The 22,764-nt window shown below is 60.2% G+C and carries 28 protein-coding genes and 2 tRNA genes; 15 read left to right on the top strand and 15 right to left on the bottom strand.

Annotated features, from left to right (window positions below; translation table 11 throughout):
• The first annotated feature begins 196 nt into the window (after nucleotides 1–196).
• Both B2Y33_RS09035 and B2Y33_RS09030 read left to right on the top strand, forming a co-directional pair.
• Nucleotides 197–442 (top strand): DUF1654 domain-containing protein, encoded by a 246-nt coding sequence (locus B2Y33_RS09035; protein WP_028686430.1) that lies wholly within the window; start codon nucleotides 197–199, stop codon nucleotides 440–442.
• Nucleotides 443–449: 7 nt separating this feature from the next.
• Nucleotides 450–1,139, top strand: a complete 690-nt coding sequence (locus B2Y33_RS09030; protein ID WP_027916093.1) for an endonuclease — start codon at nucleotides 450–452, stop codon at nucleotides 1,137–1,139.
• A gap of 18 nt (nucleotides 1,140–1,157) precedes the next feature.
• Here the strand turns inward: B2Y33_RS09030 and B2Y33_RS09025 are convergent, their stop codons facing one another.
• From B2Y33_RS09025 to B2Y33_RS09015, 3 genes are all read right to left on the bottom strand, one after another.
• Nucleotides 1,158–1,727, bottom strand: coding sequence for an SPOR domain-containing protein (locus B2Y33_RS09025; protein ID WP_027916094.1), 570 nt, complete (start codon nucleotides 1,725–1,727; stop codon nucleotides 1,158–1,160).
• Nucleotides 1,728–1,860: 133 nt separating this feature from the next.
• A tRNA-Val gene (locus B2Y33_RS09020) sits at nucleotides 1,861–1,937 on the bottom strand.
• 160 nt (nucleotides 1,938–2,097) lie between these two features.
• Nucleotides 2,098–2,174 (bottom strand) — tRNA-Val (locus B2Y33_RS09015).
• A 199-nt stretch (nucleotides 2,175–2,373) separates the two neighbouring features.
• Here B2Y33_RS09015 and B2Y33_RS09010 point away from each other — a divergent pair.
• Nucleotides 2,374–3,657, top strand: coding sequence for an NAD(P)/FAD-dependent oxidoreductase (locus tag B2Y33_RS09010; protein ID WP_027916095.1), 1,284 nt, complete (start codon nucleotides 2,374–2,376; stop codon nucleotides 3,655–3,657).
• Between the two features lie 149 nt (nucleotides 3,658–3,806).
• Here the strand turns inward: B2Y33_RS09010 and B2Y33_RS09005 are convergent, their stop codons facing one another.
• Nucleotides 3,807–4,490 carry a peptidase C39 family protein gene (locus B2Y33_RS09005; RefSeq protein WP_027916096.1) on the bottom strand — a complete coding sequence of 228 codons (684 nt, stop codon included), beginning with the start codon at nucleotides 4,488–4,490 and terminating at the stop codon, nucleotides 3,807–3,809.
• A gap of 221 nt (nucleotides 4,491–4,711) precedes the next feature.
• Between B2Y33_RS09005 and B2Y33_RS09000 the strand changes: the two genes are divergently transcribed.
• Complete coding sequence (locus B2Y33_RS09000) at nucleotides 4,712–4,888, top strand: hypothetical protein (RefSeq protein WP_165919234.1); 177 nt, start codon at nucleotides 4,712–4,714, stop codon at nucleotides 4,886–4,888.
• A 49-nt stretch (nucleotides 4,889–4,937) separates the two neighbouring features.
• Here the strand turns inward: B2Y33_RS09000 and B2Y33_RS08995 are convergent, their stop codons facing one another.
• Both B2Y33_RS08995 and B2Y33_RS08990 read right to left on the bottom strand, forming a co-directional pair.
• Nucleotides 4,938–5,690: a TerC family protein gene (locus tag B2Y33_RS08995; RefSeq protein WP_027916097.1), complete on the bottom strand. Its 753-nt coding sequence runs from the start codon at nucleotides 5,688–5,690 to the stop codon at nucleotides 4,938–4,940.
• 29 nt (nucleotides 5,691–5,719) lie between these two features.
• Entirely contained in the window at nucleotides 5,720–5,959 is a 240-nt protein-coding gene (locus tag B2Y33_RS08990; protein ID WP_059183857.1) for a hypothetical protein, read from the bottom strand.
• 132 nt (nucleotides 5,960–6,091) lie between these two features.
• Here B2Y33_RS08990 and nhaR point away from each other — a divergent pair, with 132 nt between their 5' ends.
• The 3 genes from nhaR (at nucleotide 6,092) to B2Y33_RS08975 (ending at nucleotide 9,003) form a co-directional block, all read left to right on the top strand.
• A complete protein-coding gene (nhaR, locus tag B2Y33_RS08985) occupies nucleotides 6,092–6,985 on the top strand; it encodes a transcriptional activator NhaR (protein ID WP_206405389.1) in 894 nt (297 codons plus the stop codon).
• Between the two features lie 83 nt (nucleotides 6,986–7,068).
• Nucleotides 7,069–8,280 (top strand): serine/threonine transporter SstT, encoded by a 1,212-nt coding sequence (gene sstT / locus B2Y33_RS08980; protein WP_049695793.1) that lies wholly within the window; start codon nucleotides 7,069–7,071, stop codon nucleotides 8,278–8,280.
• A 75-nt stretch (nucleotides 8,281–8,355) separates the two neighbouring features.
• Nucleotides 8,356–9,003: a YceH family protein gene (locus B2Y33_RS08975; protein ID WP_049695792.1), complete on the top strand. Its 648-nt coding sequence runs from the start codon at nucleotides 8,356–8,358 to the stop codon at nucleotides 9,001–9,003.
• Nucleotides 9,004–9,006: 3 nt separating this feature from the next.
• Here B2Y33_RS08975 and B2Y33_RS08970 read toward each other — a convergent pair whose 3' ends face one another.
• The 8 genes from B2Y33_RS08970 to B2Y33_RS08935 all read right to left on the bottom strand — a co-directional run bounded on the left by B2Y33_RS08970 (nucleotide 9,007) and on the right by B2Y33_RS08935 (nucleotide 16,428).
• Entirely contained in the window at nucleotides 9,007–9,195 is a 189-nt protein-coding gene (locus tag B2Y33_RS08970) for a hypothetical protein (RefSeq protein ID WP_027916102.1), read from the bottom strand.
• Nucleotides 9,196–9,341: 146 nt separating this feature from the next.
• Nucleotides 9,342–10,904, bottom strand: a complete 1,563-nt coding sequence (gene ahpF / locus B2Y33_RS08965; RefSeq protein ID WP_206405390.1) for an alkyl hydroperoxide reductase subunit F — start codon at nucleotides 10,902–10,904, stop codon at nucleotides 9,342–9,344.
• A 186-nt stretch (nucleotides 10,905–11,090) separates the two neighbouring features.
• Nucleotides 11,091–11,654 (bottom strand): alkyl hydroperoxide reductase subunit C, encoded by a 564-nt coding sequence (ahpC, locus tag B2Y33_RS08960; RefSeq protein WP_028686434.1) that lies wholly within the window; start codon nucleotides 11,652–11,654, stop codon nucleotides 11,091–11,093.
• Between the two features lie 248 nt (nucleotides 11,655–11,902).
• A complete protein-coding gene (gorA, locus tag B2Y33_RS08955) occupies nucleotides 11,903–13,258 on the bottom strand; it encodes a glutathione-disulfide reductase (protein ID WP_027916105.1) in 1,356 nt (451 codons plus the stop codon).
• 148 nt (nucleotides 13,259–13,406) lie between these two features.
• Nucleotides 13,407–14,246 carry a UTP--glucose-1-phosphate uridylyltransferase GalU gene (gene galU, locus B2Y33_RS08950; RefSeq protein ID WP_027916106.1) on the bottom strand — a complete coding sequence of 280 codons (840 nt, stop codon included), beginning with the start codon at nucleotides 14,244–14,246 and terminating at the stop codon, nucleotides 13,407–13,409.
• Nucleotides 14,247–14,429: 183 nt separating this feature from the next.
• The gene (locus B2Y33_RS08945) at nucleotides 14,430–15,341 is read right to left on the bottom strand and encodes a c-type cytochrome (RefSeq protein ID WP_059183854.1); all 912 of its coding nucleotides are present in this window, start codon (nucleotides 15,339–15,341) and stop codon (nucleotides 14,430–14,432) included.
• Nucleotides 15,338–15,988, bottom strand: a complete 651-nt coding sequence (locus B2Y33_RS08940; protein WP_104926317.1) for a c-type cytochrome — start codon at nucleotides 15,986–15,988, stop codon at nucleotides 15,338–15,340. Before B2Y33_RS08940 ends, B2Y33_RS08945 begins: the two co-directional genes overlap by 4 nt.
• A gap of 77 nt (nucleotides 15,989–16,065) precedes the next feature.
• Nucleotides 16,066–16,428, bottom strand: coding sequence for a hypothetical protein (locus tag B2Y33_RS08935; RefSeq protein ID WP_027916109.1), 363 nt, complete (start codon nucleotides 16,426–16,428; stop codon nucleotides 16,066–16,068).
• Between the two features lie 159 nt (nucleotides 16,429–16,587).
• Here B2Y33_RS08935 and B2Y33_RS08930 point away from each other — a divergent pair, with 159 nt between their 5' ends.
• The 8 genes from B2Y33_RS08930 (at nucleotide 16,588) to csrA (ending at nucleotide 22,366) form a co-directional block, all read left to right on the top strand.
• On the top strand, nucleotides 16,588–16,890 hold the full coding sequence (locus B2Y33_RS08930) for a DUF1883 domain-containing protein (RefSeq protein WP_027916110.1): 303 nt from the start codon (nucleotides 16,588–16,590) through the stop codon (nucleotides 16,888–16,890).
• An 8-nt stretch (nucleotides 16,891–16,898) separates the two neighbouring features.
• Nucleotides 16,899–17,069 carry a hypothetical protein gene (locus B2Y33_RS08925; RefSeq protein WP_088523181.1) on the top strand — a complete coding sequence of 57 codons (171 nt, stop codon included), beginning with the start codon at nucleotides 16,899–16,901 and terminating at the stop codon, nucleotides 17,067–17,069.
• A 39-nt stretch (nucleotides 17,070–17,108) separates the two neighbouring features.
• Nucleotides 17,109–18,185: an NAD(P)H-dependent flavin oxidoreductase gene (locus B2Y33_RS08920; protein WP_059183853.1), complete on the top strand. Its 1,077-nt coding sequence runs from the start codon at nucleotides 17,109–17,111 to the stop codon at nucleotides 18,183–18,185.
• Nucleotides 18,186–18,301: 116 nt separating this feature from the next.
• On the top strand, nucleotides 18,302–19,054 hold the full coding sequence (gene modA, locus B2Y33_RS08915) for a molybdate ABC transporter substrate-binding protein (protein ID WP_027916112.1): 753 nt from the start codon (nucleotides 18,302–18,304) through the stop codon (nucleotides 19,052–19,054).
• Nucleotides 19,054–19,734, top strand: coding sequence for a molybdate ABC transporter permease subunit (modB, locus tag B2Y33_RS08910; RefSeq protein ID WP_027916113.1), 681 nt, complete (start codon nucleotides 19,054–19,056; stop codon nucleotides 19,732–19,734). Before modA ends, modB begins: the two co-directional genes overlap by 1 nt.
• A gap of 1 nt (nucleotide 19,735) precedes the next feature.
• Entirely contained in the window at nucleotides 19,736–20,827 is a 1,092-nt protein-coding gene (modC, locus tag B2Y33_RS08905) for a molybdenum ABC transporter ATP-binding protein (protein WP_028686440.1), read from the top strand.
• A gap of 71 nt (nucleotides 20,828–20,898) precedes the next feature.
• Nucleotides 20,899–21,921, top strand: coding sequence for a DNA topoisomerase IB (locus tag B2Y33_RS08900; protein ID WP_027916115.1), 1,023 nt, complete (start codon nucleotides 20,899–20,901; stop codon nucleotides 21,919–21,921).
• A gap of 253 nt (nucleotides 21,922–22,174) precedes the next feature.
• Entirely contained in the window at nucleotides 22,175–22,366 is a 192-nt protein-coding gene (csrA, locus tag B2Y33_RS08895) for a carbon storage regulator CsrA (protein WP_027916116.1), read from the top strand.
• A 41-nt stretch (nucleotides 22,367–22,407) separates the two neighbouring features.
• On the opposite strand, the gene B2Y33_RS08890 is transcribed toward csrA, so the two are convergent.
• The gene (locus B2Y33_RS08890) at nucleotides 22,408–22,761 is read right to left on the bottom strand and encodes a response regulator (protein WP_027916117.1); all 354 of its coding nucleotides are present in this window, start codon (nucleotides 22,759–22,761) and stop codon (nucleotides 22,408–22,410) included.
• Nucleotides 22,762–22,764: the final 3 nt, after the last annotated feature.

Raw genomic sequence — 22,764 nt, 5'->3', positions numbered from 1 at the left:
AACAGGGCGAGGTGCGTGGAAGAGGTAACGCGTAAGACCAATCGATACATGAGCAATTTCCGGAAAGTTCCGCTATTACAGCAGACCCTGGCCTGAATCGCGAACATGGCGAGGGCGATCCACAGAACTTTGCCTTCAAGCTGTTGCGAAATCCCTTACAGTGAAATACTGTACGTGCATACAGCAAAAAAAGGAAATGCCTGTGTCTACCTCCTCGCCCTCACCTGCCAGCTACCAACAACTGGGCATGCGCATTCAGAAAATCATCAACAACCCCATTGCCCAGCGCAGCCGGGCGGCTTTGATTTTTCGCCTGGAACAGGAAACACCAGAGGACTGGGACACGTTGCTGGCCGAGATTGCCGAAAATGACAACGTTACCCTCGCCCACCGCGACGATGGTGGCGTACAGCTTTTCTGGACCGTGCCCAAGGAAGACTGACCGCGCCATGAGAGTTTCGCTTATTGCAGCAGCCTGCCTGCTGATGGCTCCGCTTGCCTATGCCGATGCGCCCCGGACGTTCCAGGAAGCCAAGAAGGTGGCCAGGCAACTCTACGCACCACAATCCACCGAGTTCTACTGCGGTTGCAAATACAACGGCAACAAAGTCGACATGGCTTCATGTGGGTATTCACCACGCAAGAATGCCCAACGCGCTTCACGCATCGAGTGGGAGCACATCGTGCCGGCCTGGCAAATCGGCCATCAGCGCCAGTGTTGGCAAAGCGGCGGTCGTAAGGCCTGCTCGCAGCACGACGAGGTATACAAACGCGCCGAAGCCGACCTGCACAATCTGGTGCCAAGCGTTGGGGAGGTCAACGGCGACCGCAGCAACTACAGCTTCGGTTGGCTGCCGGAACAACGTGGGCAATACGGCCAATGCCTTACCCAGGTGGATTTCAAGGCCAGGAAGGTCATGCCGCGGCCTTCGATCCGCGGCATGATTGCACGCACCTATTTCTACATGAGCAAGCAATACAACTTGCGCCTCTCAAGGCAGGACCGTCAGCTGTTCGAGGCATGGAACAAGACGTATCCGCCGCAGCCTTGGGAGTATCAACGCAACCAGCGGGTCGGGTGCCTGATGGGGCACGGTAATGAGTTTGTAGGGCCGGTCGACCTCAAGGCGTGCAGCTGATCGACCGGCCACGAGCGCTTAGCGGGCTGCGCCGTGCTGGATGACCACCGAGTCGGTGCCAAGCTTGGCCATGACTTCATCGCGACGGGCCTGCGCCTGCTCCCGGGTAGGAAACGGCCCCAGCAGCACCACAGGCTTGCCGTCCCGGTACTCCACCGAAGACGGAATACCTTTCTCGATCAGACGCGCGGTCATGTCGCTGAGTGCACCCATGTTGGCGCCCTGGACCACTTCGACGTCCCATCCCTCTGGCGCGGGCTCACCTTCGAGCGCTTGCGCACGGCGCTGCAATTCAGCACCCCCACACAGCTCCCGAATACGCAGGTTGTCGCCATTGTCGTCGACAATGATTTCGTACTGACCGTCGCGTTTGATGGCCACATAGCTGCGGTAGGCCTGGAATTGGCCGGCATCGTCCTTGCCGCGCACCTGACCGCAGATCGTACCCTGCGTATCGATGCGAACGTTACCGAACTTGGCGGTCTTGGGATTTTGCAGGTGTTCGGCCACACGCTTGTGCACGCCCTCCACCTCGTTGTCACAGCCCGCCAGGGCCAGCACTGCCATTACCACCACCAGTTTGCGCACGCGTGTACCTCCAGGTTCGAAGAGGCGGATTCTACCACGCGAGACTGAGCATCGAACTGCGGCCAAAGGTTACAGGCTGATTCCGCCGGGCATGCAAAAAGGGCGATCATTTCTGATCGCCCTTTTTGGGATTTGGTAGGCACAATTGGACTCGAACCAACGACCCCCACCATGTCAAGGTGGTGCTCTAACCAACTGAGCTATGTGCCTGTCGTGTGGTGCGCATAGTAGAGACTCACTGAACACCTGTAAAGCTTTTTTTTCGATATAAATCAAAAACTTTCGAGCAGCCGGAGAATTGGAGCCATCTAGGAGCTTCCAAAGCTAAACGCAAAAAAGGGTGACCCTTGCGGATCACCCTTTTTCAATTTGGTAGGCACAATTGGACTCGAACCAACGACCCCCACCATGTCAAGGTGGTGCTCTAACCAACTGAGCTATGTGCCTGTCGTGGTGCGCATTCTACGCAATTACAAAGGCGTGTCAACAGTTTTTTTGAAGCTAACCCACTGAATTGCAAACTCTTTATAAAGAGGCGTCAGGCGCGAGCACTGTTCATGATTTTCAGCGGACGACTAGCGGGTGTTTATTATTATTGATAGCATCGCTACATTCGTTAAAAATATAAAACACGAGGTTCTGCAGCATGGCTAACACCCCCTACCCCCAGTCCTACTACGCCGCCTCGGCCAACCCGGTGCCGCCACGTCCGGCGCTGCAGGGTGAGGTGCAAACCGATGTCTGCATCATCGGCGCGGGCTACACCGGCTTGTCCAGCGCCCTGTTCCTTCTGGAAAATGGCTTCAAGGTAAGCATTGTCGAAGCGGCCAAGGTAGGCTTCGGCGCATCGGGTCGCAACGGTGGCCAGATCGTCAACAGCTACAGCCGCGACATCGATGTCATCGAGCGCACCGTGGGTGCTCGCCAAGCCCAGCTGCTAGGCCAGATGGCCTTCGAAGGCGGGCGCATCATTCGCGAGCGGGTGGCCAAGTACAACATCCAGTGCGACCTCAAGGACGGTGGCGTGTTCGCTGCGCTGACCAGCAAGCAAATGGGTCACCTAGAATCGCAAAAGCGCCTGTGGGAACGTTTCGGCCACAACCAGCTGGAGCTGATGGATCAACAGCGCATCCGCGAGGTGGTGGCCTGCGACAACTACATCGGCGGCATGCTCGACATGAGCGGCGGGCATATCCATCCACTCAACCTGGCCCTCGGCGAAGCTGCTGCGGTCGAATCGTTGGGCGGCACCATCTATGAACAAACTCCGGCGGTGCGCATCGAGCGCGGCGCCAACCCGGTCGTGCATACCCCACAGGGTAAAGTGCGCGCCAAGTTCATCATCGTGGCGGGCAACGCCTACCTGGGCAACCTGGTCCCGGAGCTTGCCGCCAAGTCGATGCCTTGCGGTACACAGGTCATCACGACCGAACCCTTGGGCGATGAACTGGCGCGCACACTGCTTCCCCAGGACTACTGCGTCGAAGACTGCAACTACCTGCTCGACTACTATCGCCTGACCAGCGACAAGCGCCTGATCTTTGGAGGCGGCGTGGTTTATGGTGCACGGGATCCGGCCAACATCGAGGCGATCATTCGTCCGAAGATGCTCAAGGCCTTCCCGCAGTTGAAGAACGTCAAGATCGACTACGCCTGGACCGGCAACTTCCTGCTCACCTTGTCGCGTCTGCCACAAGTCGGCCGTATCGGTGACAACATCTATTATTCCCAGGGGTGCTCAGGGCACGGGGTCACCTATACCCATCTGGCAGGCAAAGTCCTGGCCGAGGCCATGCGTGGCCAGGCGGAGCGGTTCGATGCCTTTGCCGGGCTGCCGCACTACCCCTTCCCGGGCGGTCAGATGCTGCGCGTGCCCTTCAGTGCCTTGGGCGCTTGGTACTACAGCTTGCGTGACCGTCTGGGCTTCTGAGTCAAGACGTGGCAACCGGTAAAGGGCTGCCACTGGCGTGATGGGGTTCACTCATGTTCGCCGGGCCGCGTTGCGGCCCATGCCGACCAGCCCAGCGCCCCGGCAAGGCCACGCCTTCAGTGACCGTGGAAAGCCAAATGCGAGCAGCCTCACTTGAGGCTGTCCAGGGCCTGCCTGGCCGCCAGTTCCTGGCCCGCACGCGCCAGATCGTCAGCGGCCTGTTGCCAGCGCTGACGGTCAACGTTCGCCGGCAACTCCCCCGGCGGCTGCACCAGGATTGCCCAACGGCCCTCTTTCGCCCAGGCAGAGGCGAAATCGTCGAATGCCATCACCAGGCGGCGCTGCATGCCTGCACGCATCAGCACACGCTGTTTGTAACGGTCATACCCTATCAATACCGCATACCTGGGTTCGCTCCACCATGCCGAACCGTCCTGGTAGCGAACCAGCACCGGGTTTCCAGCGGCCACCTGCGTCAACAAGGCATCTAGCCGCTTGTCCAAGGGGTACACCACCCTACCGTAGTCGCGCGCAACGCGCGGGATGCTGGTATCTAGGCTGTCGATACCTGTGGGCAGGTTCAGCGGCTGATCGAGCAGCCCAGGCGTGATGGGCGCACCTTGCTGCGACAGAATCGCGGCCAATGCCATGGCTGCGCTGTGGTTGGCGTTACCGCGGTAGAACGGAACGCTGCTGAGCTCCACCCGCTGGGGCAGGCCCTGGAGTGCGGTAGAAGGTGTCCCGGCACAACCTGCCAAGGTGACACCCAACCAGCACGCCAGGATGAGCTGGCGAACGACCTTGGTCGGCGACGAGAAGGTGAAATTGGGCATGGATACTCGCTTGCTGAACGCAGGGCAGGCAGCGCCCTGCTGTGTTCGCGATGATAGGTCCCACAACGATGGCGGTACAGTCCGACAGGGCATGTTGGCGAATCATCTCGGCACCGCAGGCGTTATTCGATGGAACGTACCCACGCAAGGGCTACACTAATCAAGTGTCTGGAAGGCAATCGCTGGCGTATCAAGCGCTCGCCGTAGAGATGGAGGCACAAATGAATATGACCTTGGCAATCATCATGCTGGTGTGCATGTGGCTCAGCGTTGCAGCGGCCATGCTCTGGGGCGTACTGCGCATCGCACGGCGGCACGCTCAACCCGTTGCGCAACCACAGCCACGCCCTCAACCCGCCCCTGCACGGCGTGCTCCACACGCAGCAGCGGCGCACTGAACCCACCTGAAACATGCAGCGAATGGGGCGCCATGCGCCCCGCCTGCTGTCACCCTTGCTTGGCCTCACGCTTCAGCCGTGCTCGACGCGCCAGGATATTCAGAATCTCGATAGCGGTTGAGAACGCCATGGCGGCATACACATAGCCCTTGGGCACGTGGGCTCCGAAGCCCTCCGCGATCAGCGTCATGCCGATCATGATCAGGAAACCGAGCGCCAGCATGACAACGGTTGGGTTGTCGTTGATGAAGTTGGCCAGCGGATCGGCCGCCACCATCATCACGATCACGGCAGTGATCACGGCGATGATCATGATAGGCAAGTGCTCAGTCATGCCTACTGCGGTGATAATGCTGTCTACCGAGAACACAATATCGAGCAACAAAATCTGGAAAATCGCTGCGGCGAAGCCCAAGGTAACGGTAGAAGAAGCCTTGGACTCTTCCTTGGCACCGTGTGGGTCGACGTTCTCGTGAATTTCCTTAGTGGCCTTCCACAGCAGGAACAGGCCGCCGGCGATCAGGATCACATCCTTCCAGGAGAAGGCGTTGCCAAACACCTCGAACACAGGGTCGGTCAGCTGCACGATCCAGGCAACGGTGCTCAGCAGTGCCAGGCGCATCACCAGTGCCATGCTGATACCGATGCGGCGTGCCTTGGAGCGATACGCGACTGGTAGTTTGTTGGTCAGGATGGAGATGAAGATCAGGTTGTCGATACCCAGTACAACTTCCATGGCCACCAGCGTGGCGAGCGCCACCCAGGCTGTCGGGCTAGCGGCAAGTTCCAGCAAATATTCCATTGTTCACATCCTGTCACGCGGGTTGGGGATCAAATGTCCTGGGTTTCGGAAGCGGTGTCATCTTGCTCGGGCTCTCGCCGGTCGGTCCCAAGCGCGTCGCTCAAGGCCTGCTGGGCCGCCTGGTTGGTTTGCTCGATCACCTGCTGAGCCGACTTCGCCGCCTGGTCAAGCACTTGCTGGGCAGACTTCTCGGCCTGATCGCAGCCGGCCAGGGCCAACAGCGTCATGCCCATGACCAGCGCAGTACCCATTGATTTGAAATACAGCATAGGCGTCTCCGGAATGATGTGCGCAGGCGCGTATCCGCCTGAATGAAGTGGATTCTAGAGGGCGCAATACTTCTGTAAAATTCGTATTTTCAAGCGATATACTTCGGTTTTTCCGAATCGGCATCTGCGCTAATGCTTAACTATCGCCAGCTCCACTACTTTTGGGTGGTAGCCCGAACCGGCAGCATCGTTCGGGCGAGCGAGCAATTGAATCTGACGCCACAGACCATCAGCGGTCAGATCACGCTATTGGAACAGGCTTATGGCGTCGAGCTGTTCCAGCGGGTTGGCCGGCAATTGGAACTCACTGAGACCGGACGCCAGGCGCTGACGTATGCCGAGCAGATGTTCCAGCTGGGGGGCGAACTCGAAGCCATGCTGCGTGCCGGCCCTCAGGAGCAGATCCTGTTCCGGGTCGGGGTGGCTGACGTGGTGCCCAAGTCCATTGTCTATCGATTATTGGCACCCACCATGGAGCTTGAGAACGTGCTGCGCATCAACTGCCGTGAAGACAAGCTGGAGCGGCTCCTGGCCGACCTTGCCGTTCAGCGACTGGACCTGGTCATTTCAGACAGCCCGATGCCGCCCCACCTGGACATCAAAGGGTATAGCCAGAAACTGGGAGAATGCGGCCTGAGCTTTTTCGCAACCCCAACATTGGCCCTTCAGCACGATGGCCCGTTCCCTGAATGCCTGCACGATGCGCCGCTGCTCATACCCGGGCAAGAAACGGTGCTGCGCAGCCGCCTTCTACGCTGGCTTGGTGATCAACATCTTCAACCGCGCATCGTCGGCGAGTTCGACGACAGTGCCTTGATGCAGGCGTTCGGGCAGTCTGGCAGCGGCATCTTCGTGGCGCCCAGCGTGATTGCCGAAGAAGTGTGTCGGCAGTATGGCGTACAGTTGATTGGGCAAACCGAGGCCGTGAACGAGTCCTTCTACGCCATTTCGGTCGAGCGCAAGGTCAAGCATCCTGGCATCGTTGCCATCACCGAAGGGGCGCGACGCGAACTGTTCAACTGGTAGCGCTCCCCACAACGGGCAGTAAGTGCCTGGGCGAGGTCTATGGTAAAGTCCAGCCCTTTTCGAATTTCAGGACCTCGCTGCGCATGACACCGCTTCTTCGCCTTCTCAACCGCACCGGCCTGGTGACGCAAATCGTTATCGGCCTGGTGGCAGGTATCGCGCTTGCCCTGATCGCCCCCACCGTTGCCCGTGACCTGGGCTTTCTCGGTACGGTGTTCGTCAGTGCCTTGAAGGCGGTGGCGCCAGTGCTGGTCTTCGTTCTGGTCATGGCATCGATTGCCAATCACCGGCACGGACAGGAAACCCATATCCGCCCCATCTTGGGGCTGTACTTGCTCGGCACATTCGCCTCGGCTGTCGTGGCGGTGGTTGCCAGCATGGTATTTCCTTCGCACCTGGTACTGAACGCAGCGGATGCCGCCCTGAGTGCACCGGGCGGCATCAGTGAAGTGTTGAAGAACCTGTTGCTCAGTGCGGTCGACAACCCGATCAACGCGTTGCTCAATGCCAATTTCATCGGCGTGCTGACCTGGGCTATCGGCCTGGGTATCGCGTTGCGCCGCGCCGGTGACACCACCCGCAAGGTAGTCGACGACCTGTCCAACGGCGTCACGCTGATCGTGCGCATCGTCATTCGCTTTGCGCCACTGGGCATCTTCGGCCTGGTCACCTCCACCTTGGCTCAGTCAGGGCTCAAAGCCATGTTGGGGTACCTGCACCTGCTGGCGGTACTGATCGGGTGCATGCTGTTCGTCGCCCTGGTCATGAACCCGCTGATCGTATTCTGGAAAACCCGTCGAAATCCCTACCCACTCACCCTGCTGTGTCTGCGCGAAAGCGGCATCACTGCATTTTTCACCCGCAGTTCGGCAGCCAACATCCCTGTGAACATGGCGTTGTCCGAACGCCTTGGGCTGCATGAGGATACTTATTCGGTATCCATTCCGCTGGGGGCCACGATCAACATGGCTGGCGCTGCAATCACCATCACCGTATTGACGCTGGCGGCGGTGCACACCTTGGGGATTCCCTTGGACCTTCCCACGGCAGTGTTGCTCAGTGTGGTAGCGGCGGTCTGTGCCTGCGGTGCGTCCGGTGTGGCCGGCGGCTCCCTGCTGCTCATCCCATTGGCCTGCAGCTTGTTCGGCATTCCCAGTGAGATCGCCATGCAGGTTGTGGCGGTGGGGTTCATCATCGGCGTGCTGCAGGATTCTGCCGAGACCGCGCTCAACTCCTCCACCGACGTGCTGTTCACCGCAGCCGCCTGCCAGGCCGAAGCGCGCCGCAGCGCCTGATTTAGCCGGGCCGTCTTGCGGCCCTCCCCTCATACACCTACGCTAATGGCCTTTTCCCAGCAATGAGACAGGGCCATGTCCGAGCAAGACACCACCACTGAAGGTCGCTTGAGCAGCGTCGAGATTCGCGTGCTCGGCTCGCTGATCGAGAAACAGGCCACCAGCCCGGAAAGTTACCCGCTTACCCTCAACGCCCTGCTCCTGGCCTGTAACCAGAAGACCAGCCGCGAACCGGTGATGAACCTTACCCAGGGCCAAGTGGGTCAGGCGCTGCGCAGCCTCGAAGCACAACAGATGGCACGCTTGCAGATGGGCAGCCGCGCCGACCGCTGGGAACACCGGGTGGACAAGGCGCTGGAATTGGTTCCTGCGCAGTTGGTGTTGATGGGGCTGATGTTCCTGCGTGGCCCGCAAACCTTGAGCGAGTTGCTGACCCGTAGCAACCGCCTGCACGATTTCGACGACACCGACCAAGTTCGCCACCAGCTAGAACGTCTGGTGTCACGGAACTTGGCCGTGCACCTGCCGCGTCAGGCTGGCCAGCGTGAGGACCGTTACACTCATGCGTTGGGTGACCCGGCAGACATCGAAGCCATTCTGGCTGCAAAGCAGCAGGAGAGCTCAATGCGAAGTGGTACCAGCACGGTTACGCAGGATCGAATCGAGGCACTTGAAGCGCGCATCGCTGCACTGGAAGCGCGGCTGGACGCACTAGGCGGCTAGTCTTCAGCGGTCTGATTTGGGGAAGTTGCGGCAGCTCTTGCGCTCGGTCATTTCGCGATCGCTTGGGCGCTGGTCGACAAACACCGTGTGGCCGTTGCTGTAGATCTCAAGGTAGCCCCAGTGCAGGTCTTGTTCAGTCTGCCCGGGCTTTGGCGGCACTAGCCACCAGGGTTCGCGGCTGATCAGGGTCATGGCGTGGCTCCTGAGGGGTCTGCTTGTAAGCATAGACACCCTCATGGTTCGTGGGTTTAGCCAGGCCCATGACAAGACCCCCGCATGCGCTGCGCCATGGGGCACGGCCAGTTCATGCGAGGGTTGCGGTTCTGCTGAAATGTCGCTTATGCAGGCGCGGAGGTGCGGATCAGGTGGTCGAAGGCGGCCAGAGACGCCTTGGCCCCTTCGCCAACGGCGATCACGATCTGCTTGTAAGGCACCGTCGTCACGTCACCTGCAGCGAACACACCGGCAATACTGGTCTGCCCTCTGGCATCGACGATGATTTCGCCGCGTGCCGACAGTTCAACGGTGCCTTTGAGCCAATCAGTGTTCGGCAACAGACCGATCTGAACGAAGATCCCCTCCAACGCCAGCTCATGCTCGATGTCGCTGGTGCGGTCCTTGTAGCGCAGGCCAGTCACTTTCTCGCCATTGCCGATCACTTCGGTGGTCAGTGCCTGGGTGATGACCGTCACGTTAGGCAAGCTGTGCAACTTGCGTTGCAGCACCGCATCGGCACGCAGCTGGCTGTCGAATTCAATCAACGTCACCTGCGCCACGATACCCGCCAAGTCGATCGCCGCTTCCACGCCAGAGTTACCACCACCGATCACCGCCACGCGTTTGCCCTTGAACAACGGGCCGTCACAGTGCGGGCAGTAGGCCACGCCACGGCCACGGTATTGCTGTTCGCCCGGCACATTCATTTCGCGCCAGCGAGCACCGGTGGCCAGGATGACCGTCTTGGCCTTGAGCGAAGCCCCGCTCGCCATGCGCACTTCATGCAGGCCACCGTCGGTAGCCGGAATCAGTGCTTCACCGCGCTGCAGGTTCATGATGTCCACGTCATACTGCTTGACGTGTTCTTCAAGCGCGGTGGCCAGTTTCGGGCCTTCGGTTTCATGCACGGAAACGAAGTTCTCGATGGCCATGGTGTCGAGCACCTGCCCGCCGAACCGTTCGGCGGCCACGCCAGTGCGGATACCCTTGCGCGCGGCATAGATGGCGGCAGAGGCACCCGCCGGGCCACCGCCTACGACCAGTACATCGAATGCTTGTTTGGCGTTGAGCTTCTCGGCCTGACGTGCGCCGGCGTTGGTGTCGATCTTGCCAAGAATTTCTTCAAGGCCCATGCGCCCCTGGCCGAACACCTCACCATTGAGGTACACGCTGGGCACGGCCATGATCTGGCGGGCATCGACTTCAGCCTGGAACAACGCACCATCAATGGCTACATGGCGCACGCTGGGGTTGAGCACCGCCATCAGGTTCAATGCCTGGACCACATCCGGGCAGTTCTGACAGGACAGCGAGAAGTAAGTCTCGAAGTTGAACTCCCCTTCCAGCGTCTGGATCTGCTCGATCACTTCCAGGCTGGCCTTGGAGGGGTGGCCGCCCACTTGCAGCAGCGCCAGCACCAGGGAGGTGAACTCGTGGCCCATGGGAATACCAGCAAAACGCAGGCTGATATCGCCGTTGGGGCGATTGAGCGAGAACGAAGGGCGGCGGGCGTCGTCGCCATCGGCTCGCAGGGTGATGAGGCTGGACAAGCCGGCGATTTCTACCAGCAGGTCGTGTAATTCGCGGGACTTCGCACCGTCGTCGAGGGAGGCAACGATCTCGATCGACTGGGTGACCCGCTCCAGGTAGGTTTTCAGTTGCGATTTAAGCGTGGCGTCCAACATACGGGCGATTTCCTTTTTCAAACTCAGATACAAAAACGCCCAGGCGAAGTCGCCCGGGCGTTTGACGGGGCGGTAAGTGGTTCAGCTGTGGCGGCTGCTTACCGCCCGCGTTTGGCACATGACTGGCTGCTCATCCCGCAAGGCCTGTGCGGCGCTGCCGCTGCACAGGCGCTTATCGGGCGACAATCAGATCTTGCCGACCAGATCCAGCGACGGCGCCAGAGTGGCCTCGCCTTCTTTCCACTTGGCTGGGCAGACTTCGCCTGGGTGGGCGGCGACATACTGGGCAGCCTTGACCTTGCGCAGCAGCTCGGTGGCGTCACGACCCACACCGCCGTCGTTCAGCTCGACGATCTTGATCTGGCCTTCGGGGTTGATCACGAAGGTACCGCGGTCCGCCAGGCCGGCTTCTTCGATCAGCACGTCGAAGTTGCGGGCGATCACATGGGTCGGGTCGCCGATCAGTGGGTACTGAATCTTGCCGATGGTGTCCGAGGTGTCGTGCCACGCTTTGTGGGTAAAGTGGGTGTCGGTGGAAACACCGTAGATCTCAACGCCCAGTTTCTGGAACTCGGCATAGTTGTCAGCAAGGTCACCCAGCTCGGTCGGGCAAACGAACGTAAAGTCGGCTGGATAGAAGAACACGACAGACCATTTGCCTTTCAGGTCGGCTTCGCTGACCGGGACGAACTCGCCCTTGTGGTAGGCAGTCGCGTTGAACGGTTTGACCTGGCTGTTGATGATAGGCATGAGAGACGCTCCTTCATGGGTTGAAATCAGTTGACGGAGAGAATCCTAACCGCATGGACCGATAAAGGCTCATTGGCAAACCTGATGCTCATGATTGGTTTTGGCTATGAGTGGGACAGGTTAGAGAGCGCTTACCGCGGTAATGCCCAAGCGCGCGGCTAGCCTATGAAACCGACCGCGCATGGGGCGACGATTACGTAATCGTCGCCCCGCAAGCAGGCCGCACGTTGCATGCGGCCTGGGCTGAGTCAGCGGGTCACCGTGCGCAGAGTCACGAACTCTTCCGCTGCCGTGGGGTGCACGCCGATGGTTTCATCGAACTGTTGCTTGGTCGCGCCCGCCTTGAGTGCGATGCCAAGGCCCTGGATGATCTCGCCTGCATCCGGCCCGACCATGTGGCAACCCAGTACCTTGTCGGTCTTGGCATCTACCACCAGCTTCATCAAGGTCTTTTCCTGAATGTCGGTGAGGGTCAGCTTCATGGCGCGGAAGCGGCTTTCAAAGACCTTGACCTCGTAGCCCTGCTCGACGGCCTGTTCTTCGGTGAGCCCTACCGTGCCGATAGGCGGCTGGCTGAACACGGCCGTGGGGATGTTCTGGTAATCCACGGGGCGGTACTGCTCCGGCTTGAACAGACGCCTGGCCACAGCCATGCCTTCGGCCAATGCCACCGGGGTCAACTGCACACGGCCGATTACATCTCCAATGGCCAGGATCGAAGGCGCCGTGGTCTGGTACTGATCGTCTACGCGCACGTAGCCCTTGTCATCGAGTTCGACACCAGTGTTTTCCAGGCCAAGGTTGTCCAGCATCGGACGCCGGCCGGTGGCGTAGAAGATGCAGTCGGCAACCAGTTCCCGCCCGTCCTTGAGCGTCGCCTTGAGGCTGCCATCCTCAAGCTTGTCGATGCGCTGGATGTCAGCATTGAACTGCAAATCGAGCCCGCGCTTTTCGAGCTCCTCCTTCAGGTGAGTGCGCACCGAACCATCGAAGCCGCGCAGGAACAGATCGCCGCGGTACAACAACGTTGTCGCAGCGCCCAGCCCTTGGAAGATCCCGGCAAACTCCACTGCGATGTAGCCGCCGCCCACCACCAACACCCGCCGCGGCAGGTCCTTGAGGTAAAACGCTTCGTTGGAGGTGATCGCCAATTCCTTGCCCGGGATGTCCGGCACCTGGGGCCAGCCGCCAGTGGCGATCAGGATGTGCTCGGCACTGTAGCGCTGGCCTTCGACTTCGACCTCGTTAGGTCCGGTGATGCGCGCATGACCTTGAACCAGGGTCACGCCGCTGTTGACCAGCAGATTGCGGTAGATACCGTTGAGCCGTTCGATTTCACGGTTCTTGTTGGCAATCAAGGTGCCCCAGTCGAAGTGCCCTTCTTCCAGGGTCCAGCCGTATCCAGCCGCCTGCTCCAGCTCATCAGCCACATGGGCGCCGTACACCAGCAGCTTTTTGGGCACACACCCCACGTTGACGCAGGTGCCGCCCAAATAGCGGCTCTCGGCAACCGCTACCTTGGCGCCAAAACCGGCAGCGAAACGTGCGGCGCGCACGCCACCGGAGCCGGCGCCAATCACGAACAGATCAAAATCGTAGGCCACTTTTCGTTCTCCAAAAAAAAGCTGCAAGCTTCAAGCGGCAGGCTGCACGAACGGGCAGCGTGGCTTGTCACTTGCAGCTTGGTACCGGCAGTTTCAAGCTTCAAGCATCAGGCGGCAAGAAAAAATGCGCCTGGCTTGCAGCAGGGGCTCAGTAAGCCTTGCCAGCCTTGTAGTAGTTCTCGAAGCAGAAGTTGGTCGCGTCGATGTAGCCCTCGGCGCCACCGCAGTCGAAACGCTTGCCTTTGAATTTGTACGCGATCACGCAGCCGCTCTGGGCTTGCTTCATCAAGGCGTCGGTAATCTGGATCTCACCGCCCTTGCCGGGCTCGATGTTCTCGATGATATCGAAGATGTCGGGCGTCAGGATGTAACGGCCGATGATGGCCAGGTTGGACGGCGCATCCTCGGGTTTGGGCTTCTCAACCATGTTGGTGACACGGAAAATGTCGTCACGAATCATGTCGCCGGCAATGACACCGTATTTGTTGGTTTCCTGCGGATCGACTTCCTGAATGGCGACGATCGAGCAACGGAACTGGTTGTACAGCTTCACCATCTGGGTCAGCACGCCATCGCCTTCCGGGTTGACGCACAGGTCATCGGCCAGCACCACTGCGAACGGCTCGTCGCCGATCAGGGGACGGCCAGTGAGGATCGCGTGACCCAAGCCTTTCATTTCGGTCTGACGGGTGTAGGAGAACGAGCACTCGTCCAGCAGGCGACGAATGCCTACCAGGTACTTCTCCTTGTCGGTGCCCTTGATCTGGTTTTCCAGCTCGTAGCTGATGTCGAAGTGATCTTCCAGTGCGCGCTTACCGCGGCCGGTAACGATGGAGATCTCGCTCAACCCTGCATCCAATGCTTCCTCAACGCCGTACTGGATCAACGGCTTGTTGACCACTGGCAGCATTTCCTTCGGCATGGCTTTGGTGGCTGGCAGGAAGCGAGTGCCATAGCCGGCTGCCGGGAACAAGCATTTCTTGATCATAAACGTCCTTAACAAAGGCTAGGCCTGGGGGTTACGGCGCAGTCTAATCAGGCGGCGGTCACCTTACAATGCCCCGCCTGTGGCCGATCGTTGGGAACATAGAGGCAACCGCTCACGGATAGTTCAAAGGGCCGCCCAATATTCCTCACCGGTACGTCACCCCTCCAGGCCGTTGCCCAGCTTTCAGCGACCGGTGCCCTGCCCGATCAACACACCTTCGATCTTCTGGCCGTAGAGATTGATCCCATCATTGGCATGGAACTTCAGGCGGGTTTTCTCGATGGAGCCCTCTACCAACCTCGGGTCCTGGGGCCGCTCGTGCCGGTTTATCCAGGCCGCCACGTCCCAGGCCTGCTGGTCGCTGAGCGAGCCCGGTCGACCCAGCGGCATGTTGTACTTGATGAATGACGCCGCCGTATTGATCCGGTGCATGCCCGCCCCCCAGTTGTAGGCGTCCCTGCCCCATAGCGGCGGCATCACATACTCGCCCGCCACCTTCTGGCCTTCGCCCTTCTTGCCGTGGCAGATCGCGCACTGCTCGAGGTACACCTGCTGCCCACGCTTGAAGTCATAGCCCCCCGCTGGCGGCGCCACTTCCGGATAGCCTCGCCCGGCCAACGGCACACCGGTCGGCGCTTTGGTAGAGAGCCAGTAGGAATAAACCGACAGCGCGGTCATCTCCGGGCTGTCAGCCGCCGGCGGCTTGCCGTTCATGCTGAACTGAAAACATCCCTGGATTCGCTCGGCATACGTGTTGACCTTGTCGTTTTTCTTTCGGTAGGCCGGGTACATCGGGTAAGCGCCCCACAGAGGGGCCGAGTGCGCCATGCGCCCTTGATCAAGGTGGCAATTAGAGCAGTTCATGCCGTTGCCAACCGCTTCAGGCATCAGACGTCGGGTATCGACGAACAGGGCGTGCCCCTCGCGCACCATCTTCCCAAACGCATTGTCCGGCAACTCGCCCTCTGCCGGCGGCACGAAGCGCGGTTGCGCCTGTGCATTCGGCACTTTGAGCTGGGACTGGTCTTCCATGGTCACGGGGCTGGCGTGAACGCTACCTGCTGCCAGCAGCAGGGCTGTAAGCAAAGGCTTCATGGCTTGGCCTCCAGGTTGGCAGGAAGAGCGAAAAACGCGGAAACGGCCGTGATCTCGTCGGGGGTCATGGCCTTGGCCACGCCGACCATCAACTGGTTGGGGTCGTTGCTGCGCGTTCCATCACGCCAAGCGTTCAGTTGAGCCGCCAGATAAGCGGCGGGCTGGCCAGACAACGGCGGGAAATGCTCGCCTACGCCGCCACCGCCTGGGCCGTGGCACTGGATACATCCAGGGACGTGCCGGTTCCAGTCGCCATAAAGCGCAAGCCGCAGCGTTGGATCATTGGCGATTTGCTGACGACGCAGGTCACCGGTTGCCGGCGCCGGCAAGCTGGCCAGGTAGGCACTCACCGCTGTGATCTCGTCCTCGGACAATGCCTTTGCCAAGGGCGCCATGACCGCCTGCTGTCGAGTACCATTGCGCCAGTCACGCAGTTGCTTGCTCAAGTAAGGGGCCGGCAGGCCGGCGAGCCGTGGGAAGCCTGCTGCGCCGATACCGTTGCCATCGGCACCGTGGCATCCGATGCAGGCGAGGGCTGCAGGGTCGGCGCCCCCTTGGGTAAAGACTTTCTGGCCATCTGCAGCGTGGGCCGATGCCCAGGCCAGGGACATCAGGCCACCGATCACCATGACGCTGAATGGTCTCATCACGAACCTCCTTTTCTATTGTTATATGCTTAGGCCCAAAACATATAAGCAAAAGAAGGTCGGTCACTTGCGCTGGGTCAATCCCCGGAAATACAAGCCGTCGCGGCTTTACGCACATCACCCGGGCGCAATGGGAAGTTGCTCAGACGTTCATGCAACTTGATGCTGCTGCCATTGTTGCCACGCTGGCTGATATCCAGAAGCGCGCCTGGGCCCTCGCCTGGCGAAAACTTCTGCGGCACGATCAAACGCAATCCATCACCGCGTTTTTCTTCCGTCAACGGGCCACGCGAGTCGGCCAGCCGGGCCTTCACGCAGTCGGCATATTCACGTGGCGTCTTGCCTGACATCACATCCATCGTCTCATGGGATTGTTCTAGGTCAGACACACTGGCGCACCCGGCCAGGGTCAGCATCCACGCCGCCAACATCCACTTCATCTGCTGCACCTCTGTCATCAGGAACACCGTTCGACCGTGATCTGGCTCTTTTGCTCCCTGTACTGGCAGATTTATCTGCGCCCGGTCAGCAGCCCGGCGCGCTCACCGCGCATCGTGTTATCGTGCGCGTTTGCAAAACCAGACTTTGCGGAGCCACACATGAAATTCGTACACCAGCGCGAGCACCTCAACGAGGACGACATCGTCGTCATCGAGTGCTCCCAGCGCTGCAACATCCGTCTGATGAACGACGCCAACTTCCGCAGCTTCAAGAATGGCGGTCGTCACACCTATCACGGCGGCCACTTCGACAAGTTCCCCGCCAAGATCACCGTGCCCAGCACCGGTTTCTGGAACATCACCATCGATACCGTGACGACCCGTCCGATCTCGGTCACGCGCAAGCCCAGCCTTACGCACAAGATCAAGATCATCCGTCGTTCCTCGTCGCAGCTCAGGTAAGGCCAGCCATGACCCAAACCATCAAGTACGTCATCAAGTACAAGCTCGAAGGCCAGCGCCGCTGGGATTTCGCCCTCATGTCAGACGACTCTCGGGAACAAGCGCTACAAGCCCTGCGCAAGATCCATGGTGAAGACGTGGACAAGGTCAGCGACATCCAGGTCAGCAAGGCACTCTAATCGCCCAATCTCCATCCATTGCGCCTGAAGGAGCGTCGCATGAGCCAGTGGTCCGATCGCCGTGTTCTCGATTTGCTGGGTATCGAACTGCCCATCCTTCAAGCGCCGATGGCCGGGGCATCAGGTACGGCGATGGCTATTGCGGTAAGCCAGGCCGGTGGTCTGGGCGCATTGCCTTGCGCCATGCTCACGCACCAGCAGGTACGCGAGCAAATCGCTGTCTTTCGAGCCGCCAGCCCTGGCCGCGCCCTGAACCTGAACTTCTTCTGCCATCAGGTACCTGCATCCGATGCTGACGCCCTCACCGCTTGGAAGCAGGTGCTCGAGCCCTACTATCGAACGCTGGGGGCTGATTTCGAAGCACCTGCACCGGTGTCCAACCGCGCGCCTTTCGACGAACACAGCTGCCAGCTGGTCGAGCACCTGCGCCCTGAAGTGGTGAGTTTTCACTTCGGCCTGCCTCAGGCTGACCTGCTGCGCAGGGTCAAAGCCAGTGGGGCCCGAGTACTGTCCAGTGCCACAACCGTCGAAGAGGCACGTTGGCTGCAGGATCGCGGCTGTGATGCGATCATCGCCATGGGTTATGAGGCTGGCGGGCATCGCGGCATGTTCCTCAGTGAAGACATCACCACCCAAATCGGTACGCTTGCGCTGGTGCCGCAGGTGGTCGATGCCGTCGATGTCCCGGTGATTGCGGCCGGTGGCATTGGCGATCACCGTGGTGTGCTGGCCGCACTGGCATTGGGTGCCTCTGCGGTGCAGATCGGCACCGCCTACCTGTTCTGCCCCGAAGCCACCGTGTCGTCGTTTCATCGGCAGGCGCTGGACAGCGCGTCCGCCAGCGACACGGCCCTGACCAACCTGTTCACCGGTCGCCCGGCCCGCGGTATCCATAATCGCCTGATGCGCGAGCTGGGCCCCATGAGCGCGCAGGCACCCCTGTTTCCGCTCGCAGGTGGCGCATTGATGCCACTGCGGGCAATCACTGAAGCCCAAGGCAGCAGTGATTTCAGCAACCTTTGGGCAGGCCAGGCACTACGCCTCGGCCGGCACTTGTCCGCTGCAGACCTGACCCGTGACATTGCAGACAAGGCATTGGCTCGTCTGAACCGCTAACCGGACCGATCGAGCGCGCCGTGCCTTGCTTGAGCCTCGATCCAATAAAAACAGCTGCAAGCAACTGGCGAAGCGCTATATAGTCAGGCATATAACGAAAACCAGGAGCTTTCCCAATGCGTTCTCGCCTGCCTTATCTAGCCGCCCTCGCCAGCCTGATCACCCTGAACACTGCCTGGGCCGACGAGGTCCAGGTGGCTGTCGCTGCCAACTTCACCGCACCAATCCAGGCCATCGCCAAGGACTTCGAGAAGGACACCGGCCATAAGCTGATTGCAGCCTACGGCGCTACCGGACAGTTCTATGCCCAGATCAACAACGGTGCCCCTTTCGAAGTGTTCCTGGCCGCAGACGACAGCACCCCGGCCAAGCTCGAGAAAGAGCACGCCATCGTGCCAGGCTCACGCTTTACCTACGCCATCGGCACGCTGGCCCTGTGGTCGGCCCAGCCTGGGTATGTGGATGACAAGGGCGCAGTCTTGCAGCGCAATGCATACCAGCACCTCGCGCTCGCCAACCCGAAGACCGCCCCTTACGGCCTGGCGGCCACGCAAGTGCTAGAAAAGCTCAAGCTGACCGAGGCGACGCGCGACAAATGGGTAGAAGGTCAAAATATCACCCAAGCCTTCCAGTTCGTCTCTACCGGTAACGCAGAACTGGGCTTCGTGGCGCTGTCGCAGATCTTCAAAGATGGCAAGGTGCAGAGCGGTTCGGCCTGGATCGTCCCGGCTTCCTTGCACGACCCCATTCGTCAAGACGCGGTGATTCTGGAAAAAGGCAAGGACAACCCGGCTGCCAAGGCCTTGGTGGACTACCTCAAGGGCCCCAAGGCAGCTGCGGTGATCAAAGCCTATGGCTATGAAATTTGATGCCGCTCGATGCCAGTGACCTTGGCGCCATCTGGCTCACCCTGAAGCTGGCCAGCCTGACCACCCTGATTCTTTTAATCGTAGGCACACCTGTTGCCTGGTGGCTGGCACGCACGCGGTCATGGTTTCGCGGGCCGATAGGCGCCATCGTTGCCCTGCCCTTGGTGCTGCCGCCGACGGTGATCGGGTTTTACCTGCTGATTGCACTAGGCCCGCATGGCTGGCTTGGCCAAGGGATTGCGGCACTGGGCCTGGGCAATGTGGTGTTCAGCTTCTCGGGCCTTGTAATCGGCTCGGTCATCTACTCGATGCCCTTTGTGGTCCAGCCGTTGCAAAACGCTTTTGCCGCCATTGGCAAGCGCCCCATGGAAGTGGCGGCCACGCTGCGCGCCGGGCCCTGGGACAGTTTCGTGCATGTGGCGCTACCACTGGCCCGTCCGGGTTTCATCACCGCCAGCATCCTGGGTTTTGCCCACACCGTAGGCGAGTTTGGTGTCGTGTTGATGATCGGAGGCAACATTCCAGACAAGACCCGCGTGGTATCCGTGCAGATCTTCGACCATGTCGAGGCGATGGCCTACACCCAGGCGCACTGGCTCGCAGGCGCCATGCTGGCGTTCTCTTTCTTGGTGCTGCTGTTGCTGTACGCAGGCCGACGCGGCAATGCGGGCTGGAACTGACATGACGCACTCGATCGTGGCACGCCTGAAACTGGCACGCGACGCTTTCACCCTGGACGTCGACCTGCAACTGCCAGGGCGCGGTATCAGCGCATTGTTTGGACACTCCGGCTCGGGCAAAACCAGTTGCCTGCGCTGTCTGGCCGGGCTGGAGCGCCCTGGCCAAGCGTATGTGGAAATCAATGGCGAGGTCTGGGAGGACACCGCTCGTGGCGTCTTTCTACCGCCCCATCAGCGCCCGGTGGGCTACGTCTTCCAGGAGCCCAGCCTGTTCGCGCACCTGACCGTGCGTGGCAACCTGGAGTTCGGCTGGCGCCGTGTGCCGTGGACCCAGCGCAAGGTGGACCTGGAACACGCCAGCGAGCTGCTGGGCATCGGCCACCTGCTGGCGCGCCGGCCCTCGACGCTATCGGGTGGCGAGGCGCAACGCGTCGGGATTGCCCGCGCGCTGCTCAGCAGCCCCCGGCTGCTGCTGATGGATGAGCCCCTGGCTGCCTTGGACGGGCCCCGCAAGCGTGAAATCCTGCCTTACCTCGAGCGCCTGCACGAGGAACTGGACGTGCCTGTGGTTTATGTCAGCCACGCACAGGACGAAGTGGCGCGGCTGGCTGACCACGTCGTGCTGCTGGAGCATGGACGTGTGGTAGCGAGCGGCCCGGTTGCCCCTACCTTGGCGCGTCTGGACTTATCGTTGGCTCAGGGCGAGGATGCCGGCGTGGTGCTCGAAGGCCAGGTGACAGGCCATGACCCGCACTACGACCTGCTTGAACTGCGCTTGCCTGGCAACAACGGGCTCGTACTACGTTTCGCACACCCCATCCGGGCCCTGGGCAGCGCCTTGAGGGTCAAGGTCCACGCTCGCGATGTCAGCCTGGCGCTCACCGCCGACGGCACCTCAAGCATCCTCAACCGAGTGCAGGTTCAGGTACGCGCCACCCACGCTGCCGACAACCCAGCCCATTTATTGGTCAGCCTGGATGCCGACGGCAGCACCCTGCTCGCCCGTATTACGCGTTTCTCGGCGGACCAGCTTGGGGTACACCCAGGCCAGCGCCTGTATGCACAGATCAAATCGGTTGCATTGCTGAGCTGACGCGCAGAAATGGAGCAACGGCCAAGCGGCCGTTGTCCATTGATCAGTGACTTGATCGAGGCCTGCCGCCCATGCTCGACTGCCCGCTTCCCGAAACCCTGCATTACGTCGACGACAGCCAGCCCGGCTTGACTCGTCGCCGCTGGCGCGACCGCTTCATCTACCTGGACGCCAATGGTGAACGGGTCCGCGACCCTGAAACACTGGCACGTATCGCCGCACTGGTGATCCCACCGGCCTATACCGATGTCTGGATATGCGCCGACCCGCAAGGGCACTTGCAGGCCACTGGCCGCGATGCCCGTGGCCGCAAGCAGTACCGCTATCATGCCCAATGGCGTGAAACCCGTGACCAGCACAAATACGGCCGAATGCTCGCCTTCGCCCAGGCATTGCCAAAGCTGCGCTCACAATTGGAAACCCACTTGTCACGACCGGGCCTTGACCGTGAAAAGGTCATGGCCCTGGTAGTCAGCCTGCTGGACCATACCCTCATCCGCATTGGCAACCAGCGCTACATGCGCGACAACAAGTCCTATGGGCTGACGACCCTGCGCAATCGACATGTAGAGGTCAAGGGCAGTACCATCCGCTTTCAGTTCCGTGGCAAGCGTGGCGTCGAGCACGATGTGACGCTGCGTGACCGACGCTTGGCGGCCTTGCTGAAGCGTTGCATGGAACTGCCCGGCCAAGCGCTGTTCCAGTATCTGGATGCCGATGGCCAGCGTCACAGCATTGGTTCGAGCGACATCAATCAGTTTTTGCAACAGTTGACTGGCGCCGACTTCACGGCCAAGGACTACCGTACCTGGGCCGGCAGCAGTCTTGCGTTGGACCTGCTCAGACCCTTGGCCTGGGAGCCTGAAACCGAGGCCAAGCGCCAGGTCGCTGCCATTGTCAAACAAGTCGCCTCGCGCCTGGGCAACACCCCCGCCGTGTGCCGACGCTGCTATATCCACCCAGCGGTGCTGGAGCATTACACACTCGGGCGGCTGGCCGCCTTGCCCAAGAGCCGAGTGCGCAAGGGGCTGGACCCGGAAGAGGTCGCTTTGCTGGTCTTTCTCAAGGCATTGGAACAGCAGGCCGCACATTGAGCTTGTCTATCCACTCCATGATGCAAAGGTATTTCCTATTGAACGAGGCCCCCACTATCCTTCCCAACAGAGCACCTTGTCCTACAAATCCTTTATACGGTAGCTGGCTGTTCGCATCCCTTCTTCGTGCCATAGATTTTGACATTTTGGGAATTACTAGGCTTCTAAAGCGTCTTTAATGGAAGGAAAAGGGATAGGCTCCCACCGCTAGCGCACATGGCCTGCGGACTTTTTTATCACCAAGGAGAAGTACATGCTGATACTCACCCGTAAGGTTGGCGAGAGCATCGTCATCAACGATGACATCAAAGTCACCATTCTGGGCGTCAAAGGGATGCAGGTGAGAATAGGCATCGACGCACCCAAGGACGTTCAAGTGCACCGCGAGGAGATCTTCAAACGCATCCAGGCCGGCAATCCGGCCCCTGAGAAGCAGGACGATTGACACCGATCATTCAAGCGGGCTGCAGGGATGCGCCCACAGCCTTAGCCCTTCAGTAGGCCACGCACGGTCGCAATCATCTCGCCCATGTCGAATGGCTTGTCGAACACTGCCGCGAATAATGTCGGGCATCCCTCGCTGGCCTGGGCGCCGCTCATGAGGATGACCGGCAGCGTTCGCAAGGCAGGATCTGCCCGCATGGCACGTACCAGCTCCTGACCATTGAGCACGGGCATCATGTAGTCGGTGATGACCAACTGCACCTGTACGCGTTTGAGTACCTCCAGCGCTTTCTGGCCGTTACTCGCCTTTTCGATCGCATACCCTTCGTCTTCCAGGGCAAAACCCAAGATCTCGGCTATCAGGTATTCGTCGTCGACGATCAGCACAGTCTTCATGTA

This window comes from Pseudomonas sp. UBA5666, assembly GCF_002420785.1.
Taxonomy (GTDB): Bacteria; Pseudomonadota; Gammaproteobacteria; order Pseudomonadales; family Pseudomonadaceae; genus Aquipseudomonas; species Aquipseudomonas fulva.
Note: the sequence above shows the minus strand (reverse complement) of the source record. Positions and strands in the feature narration are given on the sequence as shown.

Excerpts from the sequence above, each read along its gene's own strand:
- B2Y33_RS09010 (WP_027916095.1), top strand. The coding sequence starts at position 2,374 with ATGGCTAACACCCCCTACCCCCAGTCCTACTACGCCGCCTCGGCCAAC.
- B2Y33_RS08990 (WP_059183857.1), bottom strand. The coding sequence starts at position 5,959 with ATGCTGTATTTCAAATCAATGGGTACTGCGCTGGTCATGGGCATGACG.
- csrA (WP_027916116.1), top strand. The coding sequence starts at position 22,175 with ATGCTGATACTCACCCGTAAGGTTGGCGAGAGCATCGTCATCAACGAT.
- B2Y33_RS08935 (WP_027916109.1), bottom strand. The coding sequence starts at position 16,428 with ATGAAGTGGATGTTGGCGGCGTGGATGCTGACCCTGGCCGGGTGCGCC.
- modB (WP_027916113.1), top strand. The coding sequence starts at position 19,054 with ATGCCGCTCGATGCCAGTGACCTTGGCGCCATCTGGCTCACCCTGAAG.
- B2Y33_RS08975 (WP_049695792.1), top strand. The coding sequence starts at position 8,356 with ATGTCCGAGCAAGACACCACCACTGAAGGTCGCTTGAGCAGCGTCGAG.
- B2Y33_RS08925 (WP_088523181.1), top strand. The coding sequence starts at position 16,899 with ATGACCCAAACCATCAAGTACGTCATCAAGTACAAGCTCGAAGGCCAG.
- B2Y33_RS09005 (WP_027916096.1), bottom strand. The coding sequence starts at position 4,490 with ATGCCCAATTTCACCTTCTCGTCGCCGACCAAGGTCGTTCGCCAGCTC.
- B2Y33_RS08940 (WP_104926317.1), bottom strand. The coding sequence starts at position 15,988 with ATGAGACCATTCAGCGTCATGGTGATCGGTGGCCTGATGTCCCTGGCC.
- ahpC (WP_028686434.1), bottom strand. The coding sequence starts at position 11,654 with ATGCCTATCATCAACAGCCAGGTCAAACCGTTCAACGCGACTGCCTAC.
- B2Y33_RS08920 (WP_059183853.1), top strand. The coding sequence starts at position 17,109 with ATGAGCCAGTGGTCCGATCGCCGTGTTCTCGATTTGCTGGGTATCGAA.
- ahpF (WP_206405390.1), bottom strand. The coding sequence starts at position 10,904 with ATGTTGGACGCCACGCTTAAATCGCAACTGAAAACCTACCTGGAGCGG.
- modC (WP_028686440.1), top strand. The coding sequence starts at position 19,736 with ATGACGCACTCGATCGTGGCACGCCTGAAACTGGCACGCGACGCTTTC.
- sstT (WP_049695793.1), top strand. The coding sequence starts at position 7,069 with ATGACACCGCTTCTTCGCCTTCTCAACCGCACCGGCCTGGTGACGCAA.
- B2Y33_RS08890 (WP_027916117.1), bottom strand. The coding sequence starts at position 22,761 with ATGAAGACTGTGCTGATCGTCGACGACGAATACCTGATAGCCGAGATC.
- B2Y33_RS09030 (WP_027916093.1), top strand. The coding sequence starts at position 450 with ATGAGAGTTTCGCTTATTGCAGCAGCCTGCCTGCTGATGGCTCCGCTT.
- B2Y33_RS09035 (WP_028686430.1), top strand. The coding sequence starts at position 197 with ATGCCTGTGTCTACCTCCTCGCCCTCACCTGCCAGCTACCAACAACTG.
- B2Y33_RS09000 (WP_165919234.1), top strand. The coding sequence starts at position 4,712 with ATGAATATGACCTTGGCAATCATCATGCTGGTGTGCATGTGGCTCAGC.
- modA (WP_027916112.1), top strand. The coding sequence starts at position 18,302 with ATGCGTTCTCGCCTGCCTTATCTAGCCGCCCTCGCCAGCCTGATCACC.
- B2Y33_RS08995 (WP_027916097.1), bottom strand. The coding sequence starts at position 5,690 with ATGGAATATTTGCTGGAACTTGCCGCTAGCCCGACAGCCTGGGTGGCG.
- B2Y33_RS08900 (WP_027916115.1), top strand. The coding sequence starts at position 20,899 with ATGCTCGACTGCCCGCTTCCCGAAACCCTGCATTACGTCGACGACAGC.
- galU (WP_027916106.1), bottom strand. The coding sequence starts at position 14,246 with ATGATCAAGAAATGCTTGTTCCCGGCAGCCGGCTATGGCACTCGCTTC.
- B2Y33_RS08930 (WP_027916110.1), top strand. The coding sequence starts at position 16,588 with ATGAAATTCGTACACCAGCGCGAGCACCTCAACGAGGACGACATCGTC.
- B2Y33_RS08945 (WP_059183854.1), bottom strand. The coding sequence starts at position 15,341 with ATGAAGCCTTTGCTTACAGCCCTGCTGCTGGCAGCAGGTAGCGTTCAC.
- B2Y33_RS08970 (WP_027916102.1), bottom strand. The coding sequence starts at position 9,195 with ATGACCCTGATCAGCCGCGAACCCTGGTGGCTAGTGCCGCCAAAGCCC.
- nhaR (WP_206405389.1), top strand. The coding sequence starts at position 6,092 with ATGCTTAACTATCGCCAGCTCCACTACTTTTGGGTGGTAGCCCGAACC.